The organism is Brevundimonas sp. GW456-12-10-14-LB3 (genome assembly GCF_059424365.1).
Genome location: NZ_JBWKZJ010000019.1, coordinates 37,947 through 54,562, shown reverse-complemented (window position 1 = coordinate 54,562; position 16,616 = coordinate 37,947). Strand labels below are relative to the sequence as shown.

17 protein-coding genes are annotated in these 16,616 nt (G+C 65.8%); 7 read left to right on the top strand and 10 right to left on the bottom strand.

From position 1 onward, the window contains the following. On the bottom strand, positions 1-193 hold a 193-nt coding region (locus AC07XS_RS09655; RefSeq protein ID WP_182715042.1), incomplete at its 3' end, for a GntR family transcriptional regulator. Between the two features lie 214 nt (positions 194-407). Between AC07XS_RS09655 and AC07XS_RS09650 the strand changes: the two genes are divergently transcribed. The 3 genes from AC07XS_RS09650 (at position 408) to AC07XS_RS09640 (ending at position 3,513) form a co-directional block, all read left to right on the top strand. Next, a complete protein-coding gene (locus tag AC07XS_RS09650; RefSeq protein WP_182715043.1) occupies positions 408-878 on the top strand; it encodes a helix-turn-helix domain-containing protein in 471 nt (156 codons plus the stop codon). A gap of 249 nt (positions 879-1,127) precedes the next feature. Next, entirely contained in the window at positions 1,128-1,760 is a 633-nt protein-coding gene (locus tag AC07XS_RS09645; RefSeq protein WP_182715044.1) for a lasso peptide biosynthesis B2 protein, read from the top strand. 1 nt (position 1,761) lies between these two features. Then, positions 1,762-3,513, top strand: coding sequence for an asparagine synthase-related protein (locus AC07XS_RS09640; protein ID WP_182715045.1), 1,752 nt, complete (start codon positions 1,762-1,764; stop codon positions 3,511-3,513). Here the strand turns inward: AC07XS_RS09640 and AC07XS_RS09635 are convergent. From AC07XS_RS09635 to AC07XS_RS09620, 4 genes are read right to left on the bottom strand one after another with little or no spacing between them, the layout of a single operon-like run. Then, complete coding sequence (locus AC07XS_RS09635; protein WP_494732665.1) at positions 3,449-5,923, bottom strand: S9 family peptidase; 2,475 nt, start codon at positions 5,921-5,923, stop codon at positions 3,449-3,451. The two genes, AC07XS_RS09640 and AC07XS_RS09635, sit on opposite strands and share 65 nt — an antisense overlap. 26 nt (positions 5,924-5,949) lie before the next feature. Continuing rightward, on the bottom strand, positions 5,950-8,883 hold the full coding sequence (locus AC07XS_RS09630; RefSeq protein WP_182715047.1) for a TonB-dependent receptor domain-containing protein: 2,934 nt from the start codon (positions 8,881-8,883) through the stop codon (positions 5,950-5,952). Positions 8,884-8,943: 60 nt separating this feature from the next. After that, positions 8,944-9,939, bottom strand: coding sequence for a FecR domain-containing protein (locus AC07XS_RS09625; RefSeq protein WP_182715048.1), 996 nt, complete (start codon positions 9,937-9,939; stop codon positions 8,944-8,946). A gap of 13 nt (positions 9,940-9,952) precedes the next feature. Then, positions 9,953-10,447, bottom strand: a complete 495-nt coding sequence (locus AC07XS_RS09620) for an RNA polymerase sigma factor (RefSeq protein WP_182715049.1) — start codon at positions 10,445-10,447, stop codon at positions 9,953-9,955. Between the two features lie 116 nt (positions 10,448-10,563). Between AC07XS_RS09620 and AC07XS_RS09615 the strand changes: the two genes are divergently transcribed. The 4 genes from AC07XS_RS09615 (at position 10,564) to AC07XS_RS09600 (ending at position 12,077) form a co-directional block, all read left to right on the top strand. After that, positions 10,564-10,779: a helix-turn-helix domain-containing protein gene (locus AC07XS_RS09615; protein WP_182715050.1), complete on the top strand. Its 216-nt coding sequence runs from the start codon at positions 10,564-10,566 to the stop codon at positions 10,777-10,779. A gap of 107 nt (positions 10,780-10,886) precedes the next feature. Next, on the top strand, positions 10,887-11,093 hold the full coding sequence (locus AC07XS_RS09610; protein ID WP_182715051.1) for a helix-turn-helix domain-containing protein: 207 nt from the start codon (positions 10,887-10,889) through the stop codon (positions 11,091-11,093). Positions 11,094-11,107: 14 nt separating this feature from the next. Continuing rightward, positions 11,108-11,317 carry a helix-turn-helix domain-containing protein gene (locus AC07XS_RS09605; protein WP_182715052.1) on the top strand — a complete coding sequence of 70 codons (210 nt, stop codon included), beginning with the start codon at positions 11,108-11,110 and terminating at the stop codon, positions 11,315-11,317. Positions 11,318-11,357: 40 nt separating this feature from the next. Further along, positions 11,358-12,077 (top strand): DUF5710 domain-containing protein, encoded by a 720-nt coding sequence (locus AC07XS_RS09600; RefSeq protein ID WP_182715053.1) that lies wholly within the window; start codon positions 11,358-11,360, stop codon positions 12,075-12,077. 5 nt (positions 12,078-12,082) lie between these two features. Here AC07XS_RS09600 and AC07XS_RS09595 read toward each other — a convergent pair whose 3' ends face one another. The 5 genes from AC07XS_RS09595 to AC07XS_RS09575 all read right to left on the bottom strand — a co-directional run bounded on the left by AC07XS_RS09595 (position 12,083) and on the right by AC07XS_RS09575 (position 16,194). Then, entirely contained in the window at positions 12,083-12,658 is a 576-nt protein-coding gene (locus AC07XS_RS09595; protein WP_182715054.1) for an RES domain-containing protein, read from the bottom strand. Next, positions 12,655-13,338 carry an antitoxin Xre/MbcA/ParS-like domain-containing protein gene (locus AC07XS_RS09590; RefSeq protein ID WP_182715055.1) on the bottom strand — a complete coding sequence of 228 codons (684 nt, stop codon included), beginning with the start codon at positions 13,336-13,338 and terminating at the stop codon, positions 12,655-12,657. Before AC07XS_RS09590 ends, AC07XS_RS09595 begins: the two co-directional genes overlap by 4 nt. Positions 13,339-13,509: 171 nt before the next feature. Next, the gene (locus AC07XS_RS09585) at positions 13,510-14,604 is read right to left on the bottom strand and encodes a DUF3363 domain-containing protein (protein ID WP_321208162.1); all 1,095 of its coding nucleotides are present in this window, start codon (positions 14,602-14,604) and stop codon (positions 13,510-13,512) included. A gap of 416 nt (positions 14,605-15,020) precedes the next feature. Further along, on the bottom strand, positions 15,021-15,200 hold the full coding sequence (locus AC07XS_RS09580) for a hypothetical protein (protein WP_182715057.1): 180 nt from the start codon (positions 15,198-15,200) through the stop codon (positions 15,021-15,023). A 61-nt stretch (positions 15,201-15,261) separates the two neighbouring features. Further along, positions 15,262-16,194 carry an SLOG family protein gene (locus AC07XS_RS09575; protein ID WP_182715058.1) on the bottom strand — a complete coding sequence of 311 codons (933 nt, stop codon included), beginning with the start codon at positions 16,192-16,194 and terminating at the stop codon, positions 15,262-15,264. Positions 16,195-16,616: the final 422 nt, after the last annotated feature.

Here is a 16,616-nt window from a genome sequence, read left to right as displayed (position 1 = left end):
CCGCCGGCCCCCGCTCGATCAACCCCTCCCCGCAGAGCCAGGCCAGCGCCTCCCGGACCGGCGTCGTCGACAGGTCGAGGCGGCGCGCCTCCTCGACGATGACGATCGACTGGCCCGGCGCATAACCCCCGGCCCACGCCCGCTCACGGATGTGGTCGAGGGCCTTGAAGAAAGGGTCGCGACTTTTCGCCATGACAGACTCCAGCTCCCCGCGCACCCGGCGCGCGCGGCATATGACCGCTCGCCAACAAGTTGCGTGGTGTAGGGATGCAGAGTCGCCTCATATCGGCGGTCTCGCCGCCGCAAAGCGGCGGATTTCAGATTGGAACAGAGAGGTGATCGCCGTTAACTCGGCGATGGGATTACGTTCAGCGTAGGGAAGGGTCGGGCCAGTGAAGTCTAGGCGAGTGCAGCCGCAGCGCGATAACGACGTGCTCTCCCAGGCGCTGAAACTGGTTCGCCGCCATCGCGGCATGACCGCCGCCGCCGTCGCCCGCGCGATGCGCATGGCGCTCCGCACCTACCAACGCTTCGAGGCCGGCGGCAGAAGCCTGAACCTCGACTACATTCATCGGTTCGCCGTTGCGACCCGCAGCGATCCCCAGGCCATCATCATGGCGGTGGCCATCGGCTCGCCCGATCTCGCGTGGCGCTGCGCCGACAACAAGCTGATCACCGCCTTGACCATCGGGGGCCAGCGCTTCAACGCCCTGCTCGGCGACGACATCGCCGGGCTCGAGGCGCGGCCCATCATCCTCGCGGTCTGCGCCATGTACGACGCCTTGCTAGCCGAGAGCGACCGGCAACAAGCCGCCGCCCGGTGGCTCGAGAACGGCGTCACCGACCTCGCGCAAGTTCGCCCCGCTCCCGGCCGATAGAAATATATTTCGAATATAGTTTTGAGACTTCGACATCCGGGCGCTGACTGTGTTCGCCACACCCGTGGCGAACACATGAAGGAGACTGAGATGAAGGCCCCCAAACTACGGCTCGTCCACTTCGGCAGCGCCAAGACCCTGACGCGTGACCTGATCCAGGGCCCCTACACCGAGATGGGCGTGTTCCCGAGCGAAAAGCCGGCTGGCTGACGTTCCGCGGGGGGCTTCGGCCGCCCGCAAGTCCTGCACATGTCCGTCACTCTCTGGCCGGCGCCCGGCATCCACTTCGCCGCCGTCGAAGAAGACATCGTAGTCCTCGACACATACGCGGGCAGCTACAGCTGCCTTCTGTCCGCATCCGACTGGCTCCGTCTCGAACAGGACCAAACGCTTGCCGTCGACGATGCCGATGCCGCCGCGGAGCTCGTGGAAGCCAATCTCGCCGTTCAACAGCGCCCACGTTCGACGAGACCAGCGACGCCGCCAGCGCGTCGCGACTACCGTCCCGATCAACTCGCCGGGCGCATTCCTTCCCTTGGAACCATCGCCGAAATCATGATTGCTCGACAATCGTTTCGCGGAACCGCTTTCCCAGATCTTCTGCGACTGAGGCTGCCGCGAAGACGGCTCATTTCGGGTTCCCTTGAGAATGCGTTATCCGACTATCAAGCGGCCCTTCCGTGGTGCCCGGGCGAGGGCGAGTGCTTCCAGCGCGCCTTCGAGCTTCGATATCTCTTGGCGAGGCGGGGGGTAATGGCGACGTGGGTGTTCGGTGTCCGCACCTGGCCCTTCGCCGCCCACTGCTGGCTCCAGCTTGAAGACGCGGTGATCGGAGACTCTATCGACCGTGTACAGCGCTACACGCCGATCTTCGCGGTTTGACATGGACGACTACCTGATCGTCTCCATCTCGAAAGCCAGCGATCAGGCTGTCGCCTTGACGGGCCAGTTGCGTCGTCTCGCCATGGAGTCGGGCGGCCGGGTCTCAAGCCTTAGTGCGGCGACCTGGCTTTGGGAAACCGCGCGGCGGCCCCAGATGCCAACCCGCGTTGGGCTCTGGCTTCTTGTCGGCGACGTCGTGCGTCGCCAGACCACTGCGAGGTCAGAATCGTCTTTGCATCAACCCGAGCGTGAGGCCCGCGCTCTGACGCAAGACTTTTGGGGCCGCTACGTGGGCGTGAGGCTCTCAGAGAGAGGAAGCGTCACAGCGGTGCTCCGGGACCCGTCCGGTGCAAGGGAATGCCTCGTCTGGTCGCAAGGCGGCCTCGCCATCATCGGCTCGACCGCCCCGGCCTGGCTGGCTCACCGATTCATTCCCAACTGGTCCGTCAACATCGAGCGGGTCGGCCAGGCGATGATCGATCCGTTGATGTCCGCCGGCGCCTTGATGCTCGACGGGCCGGTCGCCGTTAACCCGGGGGTGTTTCAACCCCTGCCTGCCGAGAGGCCGGGAACGACGGTTTGGAGCCCTGTTGAGCGTGCCCGATCCAGCCTTTCAGACTGGACGCCGACCGAGGCAGCCGATCGGTTGCGATGTGCTGTCGACGAGGCGGTGAACGGCTTGGGTGGGCTACCGGGAACACTCGCTGTCGAAATCTCCGGCGGCTTGGACTCCAGCATCGTAGCGACGAGCTTGGCGGCCAGCACGAGGGACCGGGTGAAAATCTGGTTGAATGCCTACGGAGCGAGGCCGGAAGCGGACGAGCGGCAGTATGTCGAAGCGCTGGGGAAGGTCCTGGGCGTTTCGCCGGTCAGCGTACCCCATTTTACGGCGCCGCTCACTGAAGCCCTGTTCACACGGATATCGCAGGACGTGCGGCCTGGCCTCAATGCTCTGGACATTCACCATGACCTCGACTGGTCCGCCAGACTCGGAAGCGTCGGCGCTGACGCGGTACTGACTGGCAAAGGCGGCGATTCAATCCTGCTTCATTCCGCTGGCCTTTTGGTGGCGGCGGACAGATGGCGCCGCGAAGGCTGGAAAAGCCTCTTGTCGGGGGATTTCGTATCGCTGGCCGCGAACAACGAAATGTCGGTGTGGACCCTGATCGCGAGCGCCCGCCGGGCTCGGAACCGCCCTTCCGATCGCATCCAACTGGATGATACGCTGCTGCGCCGCCGCTTAGGCCTGGGGCCTATACATCCGTGGTTGGAAGGCAGCGACGCATACGGCCCCGCCAAAATCTTCCAAATCGCGGGCGTGGTGGACAGCGTGTCGCGCCACGGCCGGTCTCTGCTGACAGATGCAGTGGATGTCCGTCATCCCCTCTGCGCCCAACCCGTGGTGGAGGCAGGACTGGCTCTCCCGACGCCCCTCCTGACGCTCGGCGGCTGGAGCCGGGGGCTGGCGAGGGTGGCGTTCCGTGATCGGCTGCCCGCGATAATCGCCGAGAGACGGACCAAGGGGGATATGACGGCGATCTACGGGCGCATGGTTTTTGAGAACCTCGATCTGTTCAAGAGTTGGCTTCTCGACGGGCGCCTGGCCGCCGAAGGTCTACTGGATCGCGCGGCCGTCGAGGCCCGCCTCAACCGCGAGAACCTCATGTGGCGCGGGGGGGCGCATACGATTATCCGGGCGGCGGCGTTCGAGGGCTGGCTCCGGGTATGGAGCGATCGGTTGAAGGGAGGCTGACCCTACGCGGAGGACTCGCCAGCGTTTCGTCGAGCCAGATCGACACCTGTCCATACAAATCGCGGATGTTGGCCGGGCTCCAGAGCATGTGCTCCTCGCCCCAGTAGGTGACCAGGCGGGTCCGGCGTCCCAACCTGTAGAGGGCGCTGAACATGCGTTCCGACTGGGACATGGCCACGAAATCCCGGTCCGAGGTGATGAGCAGCACTGGTGCGGCGATCTGATCCGCCGCGAGATAGGAGCTCGCGTTGGCGTACCGGTCGCGAACGATCCAGGGCGGTGCGCCGAGTTGTCCTTGGCCGCCCTCCGCCCACCCCTGCTGGTTGCGGAACATGAAGCCGTCCTGGGGAACCGCACGCGCCGCCGGGGTGAACTCGCCCCATTGCCCGAACATATCCGTTGTGGCCGCCCAAGCGATATAGGACCGGAACCTGTCGGACCGGGTTGCGATCCATAGCGCCGCCTGCGCTCCGAAACTGTGTCCTATCAGCGCCATCCTGCTTTCTGGAAGCTCAGGGTGGGCCGCGAGGGCAGCGTTCACCGCCTCGTCGACGGCCGCATTGAGCATCGCAGGCGAGTTCGCGTGATCTCGCGGAATAGCGGCGCTCAAGACAGCATAACCCTCGCCCGCGAGAACCTGAGCGCGCAGCCCATAAGTCAAGGTCATCGGACCCGTCCAGACGCCGCTTTCGACCGACCCCGGATAGATCTGCACCACGAGACCCTTCAGCGCGCTGGGGGCGACGCCGTACGGCAGAAAGAGCCAGCTCTGGGCCGGGCGTCCAGCCGGATCGAGGTGACTGATCGGTGTGACCGTGGGCAGGACCGCCTCCGACAGTTCGGCGTTGACGACATCCAGCGTCCGCGTCCCGGCTTCAGTCTTTAGCGTCAGGGTCTCCTGCAAGCCGTCCCGCTTGAGCATAAGCGCCCCGCCCGCCCAGACAGCCAAGCTCCGCATCCCATCCTCGTCGGGCAAGCCCTGCAGAGCGAGGGAGTCGGCGTCGGCGCCCATGACGACGGGGCCGTTGTCCGTAAGGCCAGCCACCGCCCATCCATCCCGCGGCGGATCGTTATTGGCTAGGCGAAAAGACCGCTCGGGATCGCTGATCACCATCTCTGTGAGAGTCTCGCTGCCAGGCGACACCCTCTCCCCGCCGCCGGCTCCGAGGCGCCAGAACGCCCCGTCCGCAAAACCGTAGACCGCGTCGTCGGACACAGCCGCCAGGCGAGACGGTGGCGTCGTCAGACCCTGAGTCAGCGCGATGGGAGCCGCAGCGTTGCGCAAGGCGTACCAATCGAATCTTGCGTCGCCGGCCCGGGCGTAGAGGATGGGCGTATCGCCCATCCAGTCCGCGCGGATGCCTTGAAGTGTAGTGATGTCCGCTGTCTGCGCGAGGGGCGAGAGCCCATGGCGGGGTGTTACCCGCGAGGTCCCGTCTGGGCGTACGACAAGAAGGTCTCCCTCCTTCCATGTCGACCCGGCTCGACGTCCCCAGATCAGGAGCCCCTGCGAGTCCGCGGACCACCTGAGCAGATGGGGCGCGACGTCGATCGTCTCGTCCGCCGACGCGATGGATCCAGAGTGCAGATCGATCAGGGACAGGCGCAATCGCGACGGCGGTTCTGCCTGATCGATGGATTCCGGCGACACAGCGATGGGCTCCGCCTCCTCGGTGACCGCGAGGTTGTCTCCATTCGGGGAGACGGAAAGGTCGACCAACCGCCCTTTTTTCAACGTACGAGCCGTCCCAGCATCGAAATCCAGGAGCACCAGCGCCTGATCAGGTGCGCCGCCATCCGCAGACACGACCCCGTCTGCGGCGTCGATGACGGTTCGCGAGGGCTCACGACCCGCCGAAGCCCGGCGCCACTGCTCGATCATCCGGGCCTGACCCTGACCATAGTAGCGGAGCAGCCAAGGAAGGCTTCCATCTGGCCGGGTCATCAGAACGAGCTTGTCTTCCGATACCCACTGGAACGCCGACCCCATCAGCGGCATGTCCGGTGTCAGTCTCAGCCAGGTAACCTTGCGATCCGGGAATGCAACGACGCCGGCTTCCAGGTGATCGTCGACGTAGCGATAGACGAGAAGTCTGCCCCCTTGGGGAGACCAACTGACACGCAGCAATCCAGGCGGCTCTTCGGGCAGCAACCGCACCGGCCGGCTGTCTTCAAGTCGCAGATCAACCACCCACAGATCCGTCAGCGGCCAGCCGGAACGTGGACCTCTGTCAAAGCGAGGGGCGTCGTCGTAAGCGCCCCGCTTTTCGTAGACGATCCAGCCTCCATCGGGAGAGACGGCGGCACGACCGAACATTCCGAGACCAACAACGTCTTCGACCCGCAACGGTCGTGCCTGACCCAGCGCTGTCGAGGCCGGCCAGACCAAGGCGAGCGCGGCCAAAGCCACGGTCAGCAAGCGTATCGACACGACGATTACCAGCGCTGCGTCAGTTGCAGAGAGATGACGCGGCCCAACAGATTGCCTTGGCCTGGATCGAAGCCTACCCCTGTCGCCGCGTCATAGAATGGCGGATCTTGATCCAGAAGGTTCTGGATCGTCAGCGCTGCGGTCAGGCCTTCAAATCGCGCATCGCCGGGCGACCAGCTCGCCTGAACATCCAGCGTATCCCACTGACCTATGCGCCGTTGGAAGCGGTCCTGATAGGCGCTGACATGGTTCCAGTAGAGACCGGCGCTGAGCCCCCCCCGCGTCACGGTTGCGCCCGCGCGCGACTTGAACCGCACGGGATAGCCGATCAGCCCGTCCACCGCGCGGACCTCGGACGTGGGCGTCGACTGTGTTTCGTAATCCAGAATGTACGACGCGGACGCGTCCATTGCGACGCGGACGTCGCCCAGCGCAATGGGATATCGCGCAGAGAAATCGAGCCCCCGCACCAGGACAGCGCCGGTATTGACCCAGCGTGCGTCGACGATGGCGGCATAGCTCGTCGCCGGATAGCTGGTGCTCGAGATGAACTCGGGCCGAGAAAGATAGTCCTGGACGAGCGCGAGGTCTGCGGCGCTGGTTCCAGGATTCACCAAAGTGACAAATGGGGTGAGCGTCGGGTCTGTGAGAACACCAGCCAGGTTCTCACTGACCGGTCGCGCTATCCGGTCGTTGAACCGCGTTTCAAAATAGTTGGCGCTGACTGTGAAAGAGTTCCTTGGCCCGTAATCGACGCCGAAACTGAAGGTGTCGGCCGCCTCGGGCTTCAGGTCAGGGTTGCCGCCGTCTAGTTGGATGGCCAGCGCCCGGCTTCCGTCCTCGCGAGCGAAGAAGGTTGATGAGACTGTAGATCGATCGTGGATCTGCGGCAGGGCGGCAGCGCGAAAGGACGTTCCCCATGATGTTCTGATCACCCAATCCTCGACCGGAGACCAGACCAGGCCGATCTTGGGATTCGTCGTCGTCCCGAAGTCGCTGTAGTCTTCAAAGCGGGCCGCGACCGAAAGATCGAGGCTACGCACGCCGGGTCGGTTGCTTTCTGGTCCGACCAACGGCACGCGGATTTCGCCGAACACAGCATTGATCGTTCGGCTTCGCTCCGGGACGGCGACCGTCACCGGCGCCAAGGTGGAGAGGAAGCTCGTGGACCGGGTCTCAAAGGTTTCCCGTCTCGACTGGGCGCCGATGGCCAGTTGGACCTCGCCGGCAGGCATGGTGAAAAGAGAGCCATTGGCCAGCAGATTGGCCGAAGACGCCGCACTGTGATTCCGGCTGGTCGCGAAGCCGCTGCCTATGAAGTCGAGCACCGTCGCCTGGTTCGCCGTCCCGGCGCCGTATGGATTGAAAAACCCGTCAACAGCCGAGCGATAGGCAGTGGCGGGATTATCCGGCGTGGCGCCAAGGGCCTCGTTCAGGAACAGGCTGTTGACTTGACCGGATACTTGGATCTCGCCGGCTTCCTCAGCGTGGGCGATATACCCTTCGACTGACCAGGCTCCGATCTCGTACTCCGCTCCGAGGGTGAAGCCGTAGCTTTCCGACGATCCGCGTTGGCGCGTGTTGCCCAGATCCCCGACGAATGAATATCCGATCAACTGGCTCGCCGCCCCGTTCGGCGACACAAAGAAGGGGTTGGCCGAGGTGACAGACATGAGAGCGATCGGAGCCGGTCCCACGAACGAAACGTCGCGATAATTGTATCGGGCGTCGGCCGAAACCTCCAACCGTTCGCCAAGAGCCTGCCGCACTCTGGCGTAGACGCCATGGCGCGTAATCGCCGGGATCAGGTCTACCCCGACATATGGGCCCTGAAGATTGGGCGACCGGAAAGCGAAGTCAGACGGCTGTTGCGCCGTGCCGGAGGCGCCGGGCCGTATGCCGTATTGTGCGGCAAAAGCCGCGACGCTGGGATCGAAGGCGACAATGTTGCCCGGGGCCGAAAAGATCAGTCGGTGGTCCGTGCCGCCGAAGGGCCGCAGGTCGCCATCCGCAGTATAGGCGCGATCCTGCGCGCTCAGGGCATTGGTCTGTTGATGCTCATAGGAAAGGTAAGCGGAACCGGTACCCCAAGTGCGCCCCAAGATGTGGGAAGCCATCGCATCCTCGGCGCCGCCTTGGGCGGCCGAGAGACGTAGCCGCGACTCCTGGCCATCGAAGCTCCGACGCAGGATGACATTGACGACGCCCGCCACTGCATCGGATCCGTACAGGGCGGAGGCGCCGTCGAGGAGGACGTCGACCCGTTCCACAGCCGCAGACGGCAGGGCGGATATGTCCGCGAACTCCCCCCGGAAGCCCGTGCCAGCCATTCGCCGCCCGTTAATCAGAACAAGCGTCGATGCCGGTCCAAGCCCGCGAAGATTGACGCCTGTGGACGCGATCGTGTTCGAACCCTGCCGGTCGGCATTCGCGAGTTGGACGACCGGGGTTGAGGATCCGGCATAGTTTTGCGGTAGAGCGACAATGGCCTCTGCCGCCGTCGCATATCCCGTTCGATCCAAGTCTTCTCGGTTAAGTGAAACGACCGGCGATGACGGAGGCCCCGACGACCGCAGCAGCGTTCCCGTGACGATGACGTCGTCGATCTCGACCGCCTCGAGGCTCGCCATGCCCGCCCTTTGAACCGCAAACACGCCTGGCCGGCTTTGCGTCCAGGTCAGGCCGGACCCGGCCAGAAGCCGGTCCAGGGCCGCCCCCGGCTCCAGCCGACCGCTGACGCCGGGCGACCGCAGGCCGGCCACCATGTCGGAGGTGAAGAAAATCTGGTGACCGGATTGCCGCCCGAAGGCCGTCAGGGCCTCAGTCATCGCTCCAGGCGGAATACGAAATTCCCGCACCGACTGAGCGCACGCCGGTGAGCTGGCGACGACGACGCAGGCGACCGCGGCGGCGCCGGACAACAGATAAGAACGGCTCATAAACTGGTTTCCCCTCGACGCCCCCAATGGCGCTGAAGAGAGAGACCATCGAGACCGGGGCTAACCCTCGCGGCGTCCCGAATTAATTCCACGCCGGGAGAGCCCGACCGATCCGTCCGCCTTCGGAACAGCCCGCAGTCCCATGACATCCGAGGACGCCGCCACGAACGCGTCGCGGTCGCCGGCGCGAAAGACGCCGTTGACGGCCACCGACCGGATGGCGGGGTCGTCGATCTCGATCTTCTCGGTCAGGTAGCGGTTCATCTCCGCCACGGCCTGCGCCAGCGGGATGTCTGTGAAGACCAGCTGGCCCGTCGCCCAGCTGGTCTCCGCCTGGACGTCGACCGCGCGCGTGGCGATCTTCGCGCCGGAGACCGTTGCCTGCTGTCCGGCGGCGATCCGACGGGGCGGGGACGGCGCCTGTACGGCCTGGACGTCGATCGCGCCGGACACGAGCGTGACCCGAACCCCCTCCCCTGCCCTGCGCACGTCAAAGACGGTGCCCACGGCCGTCACCCGCGTATCGCCGGCGTGGACCACGAAAGGACGACCGGCGTCATGCGCCACGTTGAAGAGCGCCTGCCCCTGGACGAGGTCGATCCGCCGCTGGCGATCCGTGAACCGGACCCGCACGCGGGAATCCGTATCGAGCCTGAGGCTCGACCCGTCGGCGAGCGGGATCACCCTCTGCTCGCCGACCTGGGTGGCGAAGACATTCCTCTCGCTCCAGAACCACGATCCGCCCACCACCAAAGCCACGGCGGTGGCGACGGCCAGGCCGCCGAAGAGCACCGACCGCCGGCCCGCCGACAGGCCCGGACGACTTCGGCGGCGGGCCCCGTCCAGCGCCTCGGCGAGCGCGGGGTCGGACCCAAGACCCTGGCCCTCGCGCCAGACTTGTTCGACCCGGCGATAGGCGTCGGCGTTGCCGGGCCTGGCCCGCCATTCGAAGAATTCCTCAATGGTGCGGGTCTCGATGGAGGTCGTGCCGAGGCGGACGTGCCATGCCGCCGCCTCCTTCTCCGCCGCTTCAACCCGCGTCGTCGGGTTGGCCATGTCGCGCCCCATCCTAGCGCCGGAGCTGGGCGGCGCAGTGGGCCAAGGCCCGGGTCATGCGCCCTTCCACAGTCTTGGGGGAAATCCCCAGTCTGTCGGCGATCTGGGCGTTCGTCAGACCGTCGATCCGGGACAATAAAAAGACATCTCTCACGGATTCTGGCAAGCTCAGCACGGTCTGTACGAACATCAGTCGGTCGGTCTGGTCAGCCTCAACCCGATCGTGAACCGCAGCGATAGCTTCCGCTCTGCAAGCCAGCGCACGTCTACGGCTTTTGTTGGAGGCGAGATTAATAGCGATCCGCAGCAGAAACGCCTTTGGGTGACGAAGGCGGTCGCTAGACCTGCCTGAGGCCAAACGCAGCCAAGTGTCCTGCACCAATTCTTCGCAGTCTTGGTGTCCAAACCTCCGCCGAAGGGCTCGCCGCAACCAGTTATCATAGCGACGTTGCAGAGCCTCAAGGCTGTCTGCGGGCCGGCCTTCAACGCTATCGACTCCGTCAGCCACGCCTCGCTCCGACGACTTGGCCCTGCAAATCAAGGGATCGCAACGAGCGTAAACCACCGTCGGAATGGTCACTATAGTGACTGGCCCAAAAAGTCGGGTGAGCGCCGGCTGCGCTAATGGCGCTGGCGAGTATCTTTGGGCGAAACGTACGTCGTGCGAGACAGAAAAAAGCTATAACTATCGAGGCTTTGGCCGACGCGGTCTGCCTTTCGTACAGCTACATGGGAGAGCTTGAACGTGGGAGGAGAAATCCGACGTTACATGTAGTGGAAAAGCTCGCTGTCGCTCTCGAAACGTCGGCCACGGCGCTTTTGACCGACATTCGCTCCTGATTCTCTGACTGCTCCGGTCGATGCACAGCCTGACCGCGCCATCCTGCAAGACGGAATGGTTACTATGATGACTGGCCGCTTGGCACCCGTTGCTTGTGCCTGTGCGGATGAGTTTGACGGAGACATTCGGACGAAACGTGCGCCGCATTCGGCGTGAGAAGGGGCTTTCTATAGAGGCGCTCGCGATCGATGTAGGGCTCTCCTACAGCTACATGGGCCAGCTCCAGCGCGGGGATCGAAATCCCACATTGAAGGTGGTGGAGCGGATCGCCAAAGCATTGGGCGTGAAGGCCGTAGAGCTGTTTCGAGAATAAGATCGAACCGCTAGATGCCGACAGATGCTGTGTTTCTGATGGCGGGAAATCTCAGGAGCCTCCGACGGGCTGCTGGGCTGTCGCAGGAAGAGTTGGCATTCCGCTCAGGCATGAAGCGTGGCTGCCTGAGCGATTTGGAACGCGGCACGCGAAATCCGACTGTTCGCTGTCTCGGTAGGTTGGCAAACGCGTTGAAAGTGCCGCCGGGGCGCCTTTTAGAATAGACACCCGGCACAGCTAGACCTGCCGTGCGAGTAGTTCGCCATGGACCTGAAAGTCCCGTTCTCTGACAAGGACGAGGCCAAACGCCTCGGCGCCCGCTGGAATCCCCAGCGGCGGGTCTGGTACGTGCCGCCCGGCGTCGATCCCCGGCCCTTCGCCCGCTGGCGGTCTGGCCAGGCTACGGACCAGCCTTACAGGATCATGTCGCGCGAGGCCTACCTGGTCACAGCGGCCGAGCAATGCTGGCGCTGCAAGCAGGGCTTCCAGGCCATCGCCTTTCTGATGTCGCCCGGCTTCATTCTGGACGAGCCGACAGAGGGCGGCGGCCGCGAACGGCTCGCCGACTGGGGGTTCGCGGAATACATCACGCGCCTATCGCCGGAGGCCGCCCGGTTCGCCCAGGGTGTCCAGCCCGCCTATCGACAGGGTTACAGCCGAACGACCGAGAGCCGCTACTGGGCCAACCACTGCCCGTCGTGCAGTGCGCTCCAAGGCGACTTCCACCTTTATTCCGAACCCGACGGCGCCTTTTGGCTGGCCGAGCCCGAAGACGCCGCGCGGATGCAGGCGCGGCCGCTGCCCGGCGACTTCCGAGCGGACGCGGACATCGCCCTGGGTCACGGTGACGCGTGGCGAATTCCCGGCGTGCGTGCCACCCGTCCGTCCAGCGGCCGACCATTCGGACCGCCTCCGTCCCCGCGGTCGCCGCCGTCGCCGAATCCGATCCTCGGCTGGCTGAGATCGCTCGGGCGCGGGTCGTGACGAGGCTAAAGCAGCTCGATCTTCAGGCGGGCAAGCGCGGGGATCAGTTCCGGTTGCCGCACGAGCGGCCGAACCGATGTGGCGCGCAGCTTGCCGACACCCCGATCATAGACCGCGACACAGGGCGCTCCGGTCAGGCGCGAGAGGTAGAGAACGCCGTCGATGGCCGGCGCCTGCGTATAGATGTCGGCGCTGAGGGCGCGTCCCGCGCGATGGTTCTTTCCCCGCGCCGCGTCGGTCGGCGCGCCGAGGGCGAGCAAGCCGTCCTCCGTCAAATCCAGCAGGGTCAGCGGCGTCGCCGCGCCGACCACCGTGACACCCCAGGTTCCGATCTCGTCCCGAGTCAGCCGGCGCTTGCGTCGATTGACGAAACGGTCGCGGATGACGGTCTCGGCCACGCCGGTCGCCAGGGTCTTCCCGAGATAGAGGACCTTGAAGGCGTCGTCCGGACTGGCGAAGCGGGTCTTGCCGTAGCCGAGACCCAGGGGCGTCGCCTTGTGGGCCAACGGCGTCACGCGGATGAAGTCGACCAGCGTGCGTTCGACGGAGAACGCCTTGATCGTCTCGGCGTCAAGGATCACGGCTGGCCGTAGTCCCGAGCCGCGAGATCGCGCACTTCCCGAAGACCGCCGGCCTTGAGCACTTCCAGCGGCGCGCGGTCATCCAACTCGGGATGAGGCTCCATGAGCCAAAGCCAGGCCGTCCGGGGCGATCCGATCAGGTGCAGCACGTCCCGCACACCTTCGACCGGCCGGCCGTCGATGAATTGCGCCAACGGAAAGCTGTGATGACGCGTGCCCTTCAGGAGGCCGATGACCGCCCCCTGTTGCTGCCACTGATGCAGGGTCGACCGAGCGATGCCGTAATCCCGCTCAAGCACGGTGGAGCCCGCGACCGGCCCGGCCCAGTCCTCGACGGGCGTGGGCTTGGCGTAGGCGTCCAGGCGTCGTCCTGCCTCGGCGGCGACGAGCGGCGCGGCCAACCCCTCCCCAGCCAGACTGCGCGCGTCAGTCGATGACGGCGACTCGACCGTGCGATCCGCGACCTTGCGGACCAGCTCGCGTATCGCTTTGGGATCGGCCGTCAGTTCCCCCCGGCGCTCAGCGGGCAGCTTCACCAGGGCGTCGAGGATCGCCGCCGCGGTGCGGCCCAGCCGACGCGCCTCCGAGCCGCGCTCGGGATTGCGGGCGACGAACATCTCGACGATCTCCTGCGCCGGCGGAGAGGCCAGAGGCGAGGAACGACGGACGGCGACGGTCATGACAACGGCTCCATAACGTCCATATAGTCCTTAATGTCCGTAATGTCCATTGACGCAATCATTATCGCCCACGCACCGCAACCACCGCCCATGCATATGATCTCTCTCAACGCGGGTTCGAGGCTCCGAGAGCAGGTCGGCAGATAACTGCGTTGGAGAATACGACGGCGCTCACCGATCCAATCCGACCCCGCGCCCGCGCAGCACCTGCGCCAGACCCGCGCCGGTCGGCGCCAGCACGACGGTCCTGCCGATCTCCAGCGACAGTCCGCCCGCTCGCAGCCGCGCATAGTGTTCGGCGCCGTCGCGATCCCGCACGATCACGAACGGCGCGGCGCCCAGTTCGTCATGGAAGCCGGTCTTGACCACCCGTCCCTTCACGGGGGACGGCCCCATCGCCCGAACCTGGCAGCCCGCCTCCAGCCGTCGCTGGTTCAATGTGCGGATGATGTCGCGGCGCGCCTGAAGCGTCCGCAGCTTCGTCTCGACTTCGGGATCGAGGCGATAGCGGCGCCCCATGCGGACGGCGAGGCCCAAGCCTTCCAGATGGCGGAGGCGCCCACGAGTCAGCGCATTCCAGGCGTCGCTCCGTCCCACGCCGTCCCCGACCATCCCGCCCGGCTCCGCCGTCGCCACCAGCCGACGATCGAGGCCCGTGAAGCGATCCGCCGACGTCTCCCGCCACACGCGCTTCTCGGCATCGACCCGGGCCAGGTCTCCGAGCCGCTCCTGCGCGACCTCCTGCGCGCGGGCGCGGAAGCCGTAGGCGATGTAGTCGCGCGGGATGACCAGGTCCCTCCCGTCCCCGCGACGGCCCCGCACCAACACATGGGCGTGGGGCTGGTCCGTGTCGTAGTGGCAGGTCGCGATCCAAATCAGGTGCGGCTCGCCCAGATCCGCCGAGACCCGCGCCATGACCTCGCGGACGTAGCCGCACAGGTCGTCGATCCGATCTCCGTGTTCCGGGGAAATGATGAAACGGAAATGGTGACGGTCGTCGCCCCAACCCCTCGTCTCCGCGGCCGCCCCGACACCGTCCTGGTTCCGGTCGAAGAACTCCGGCCGGGCGCCTTCCACGCCGGCGCCCGCGCGGCCGAGATAGGCGACGTGGGCCGCCAGCGCGGCGCCGCGCTCAGCGCCCTTGCCGGCATGGCGGGAGACCAGAGCCTTGACGATGACCCGCTGGCGCACGTCCAGGCGGAAGGCCCGTCCCGATCGGTTCTGCGCGGCCCGCAGGACGCCCGAGCGGTTTCCCAAGGCGAACATCCGGGAGCTGGCGAGGCGCTTCATCATGCCGAGACGGACGGGATCACGATCGGTCCTCAGTCGCCGCGGAAGCCTCACGTCGACCGGGGTCTCTTCGACGCCTCCGCTCCTCGACAGCCTGGATTGAATAGCCTGATGAACAGACATGATCCGCGCTCCGATCCAGGAAGGTCCGCCGCCGGACGACAACTCAAAGCAAGTCGTCGATCCTGGTCAGCCGCGCCTCCAAGATGCTGAAAGCATAGAGAAAGCGGACGAAGGCCAACACTCCCTTTTATCTTGCCCTCAGCCGAAATTCGAAGATTTCCGGACAGTCGCATCATAGCCGATTCAACCCGTTCAACAGTCATCAAACGACGGGAGGCCGGCCGTATGACAAAAAAACCCGCCCGGCCGAAGCCGAGCGGGTCTGTGGGTCAGGCGTCAGGGCCGTCTGGTTCGTCATCCCAGAAAGCAGGGTCGCAGGGATCCGATCTGCGGATACAGTAGTCGAACCAGAGGTCGGCAGCGGACATCACCCCTGCCAACTCTCGTTGCTCAGCCTCCCATTCAGGATCGTCCGGTCCGTCGAGGTCGTGTTCGAAATCGGGGGTCATCGCAGTCTCCAGAAAAAGGCCCGCCCGGCCGAAGCCGAGCGGGTCGAACGTGCGGTTAGGTTCAGGCGGCGCGGGCGCGAATGGCGACGTGCCGGACGCCGTGTTCGATCGCCTTCTGCCCGAGGTTCATCGCCGGGCCGAATGGACGATCCGAGCCCCTGCCCTCGTCCAGAGAGTGCGCCAGGATCAGGCAGCAGGTGGGCTCGAGCGCGATGAGGTCATCGTTCGCTCGGAAGGGAGCCGCCTTGCCATGGGCGTCGAAGTCCGCTCGCGCGAGGATCAGCTTCACTCCCTTTTGCTGAGACCATTTGATCGCCAGCTTCTCGGAGCCCTTCGCCCCGGTCGTCGCGAGCGCCATGTCCGGCCACTCTGTGAGCGCCCAGTTCAGGGCGTCGAAAATCCGTCCGGCGTCCTCCGCCGTATCGGCCGAGGGCGCGCCCCGGAAGGCGATCACCGGTCCGCCCGGATCCGCCTCGCCGGACTTCCGGGCCCGGAGGCTGCGGATCGCCTGTTTCGCCTCTAACTGGGCCGCCGTCAGCACGCTGCCCCGGCGGCTGCCCCGCCAGGCCGTCCAGACTTCGCCGGTCGAGACCGTCCAGCAGTGGGCCGCCGCGTCTCGGACCAGCTCCGCCGTCCGGGCAGCCGCGTCTCCCGCGCGGGCCTTGGCCGTGGCCTCCTGCAGTTCGACATCGGCCGCTTCCGAGCCGTCGAAGTCGCGGTCCAGGGCGCGCATCGCATCCCGGGCCCGGTCGGCGTCGCGTTCGATCCGCCCGGCCGCCGAGTGAAAGGCGCCGATGAGCGCCTCGCCCAAGATGGTCTGGTAGTCTTCCAGAGCGGTGTCGGCGATCACGTCGAGCAGCTCGGTCATCAAGGCGTGCCCCAGCTGGAGCAACCTCTCTTCCGTCGGGTGCGGGCGAACCTCACCGAGAGCGGCTGTCTGGTCATCGAAGGCGGAGGCGGATTTGAGGAAGGCGGGGGTGTTGAAGGGTTGCATCGGAAACATCCTTGAAGATGTCGAAGCGCCCCATGCGCAACGACCCCCGTCTTGGCCACGTCGGGGACCCCGGCAGTCACCGGAGCGGAGGACCGCTTGTCCTGCGCGGAGGGGAACGGCGAAGCCGTTGACTTCCGGGGTGACGTGACAAGATCGGAGGGCGTTGTGTGGGGGCATGTCCTCGCCCGCTTCGGGCGAGGACCCCGTTCGGCGCCGTCGCGCCGAGACCGCTCGAAGAGACGGCCACCGCCCGTTCCGTCGTTGCCGGCGGCGCCGGCGACGATCCCGACCCGGCGGTGTTCAACCGGCCGTCAGGCCAACCCAGCCAGCTGCATCAGCCCCTCGGCCGATTGCGGCCTCCGCTGGTAGGCGATCTCGGCGTGGGGGGGGGGGGGGGGGGGGGGGGGGGGGGGGGGGGGGGG

Excerpts from the sequence above, each read along its gene's own strand:
- AC07XS_RS09585 (WP_321208162.1), bottom strand. The coding sequence starts at position 14,604 with ATGTTCGCCTTGGGAAACCGCTCGGGCGTCCTGCGGGCCGCGCAGAAC.
- AC07XS_RS09615 (WP_182715050.1), top strand. The coding sequence starts at position 10,564 with ATGGCGCTGGCGAGTATCTTTGGGCGAAACGTACGTCGTGCGAGACAG.
- AC07XS_RS09590 (WP_182715055.1), bottom strand. The coding sequence starts at position 13,338 with ATGACCGTCGCCGTCCGTCGTTCCTCGCCTCTGGCCTCTCCGCCGGCG.
- AC07XS_RS09645 (WP_182715044.1), top strand. The coding sequence starts at position 1,128 with ATGTCCGTCACTCTCTGGCCGGCGCCCGGCATCCACTTCGCCGCCGTC.
- AC07XS_RS09605 (WP_182715052.1), top strand. The coding sequence starts at position 11,108 with ATGCCGACAGATGCTGTGTTTCTGATGGCGGGAAATCTCAGGAGCCTC.
- AC07XS_RS09640 (WP_182715045.1), top strand. The coding sequence starts at position 1,762 with ATGGACGACTACCTGATCGTCTCCATCTCGAAAGCCAGCGATCAGGCT.
- AC07XS_RS09630 (WP_182715047.1), bottom strand. The coding sequence starts at position 8,883 with ATGAGCCGTTCTTATCTGTTGTCCGGCGCCGCCGCGGTCGCCTGCGTC.
- AC07XS_RS09610 (WP_182715051.1), top strand. The coding sequence starts at position 10,887 with ATGAGTTTGACGGAGACATTCGGACGAAACGTGCGCCGCATTCGGCGT.
- AC07XS_RS09600 (WP_182715053.1), top strand. The coding sequence starts at position 11,358 with ATGGACCTGAAAGTCCCGTTCTCTGACAAGGACGAGGCCAAACGCCTC.
- AC07XS_RS09575 (WP_182715058.1), bottom strand. The coding sequence starts at position 16,194 with ATGCAACCCTTCAACACCCCCGCCTTCCTCAAATCCGCCTCCGCCTTC.
- AC07XS_RS09580 (WP_182715057.1), bottom strand. The coding sequence starts at position 15,200 with ATGACCCCCGATTTCGAACACGACCTCGACGGACCGGACGATCCTGAA.
- AC07XS_RS09625 (WP_182715048.1), bottom strand. The coding sequence starts at position 9,939 with ATGGCCAACCCGACGACGCGGGTTGAAGCGGCGGAGAAGGAGGCGGCG.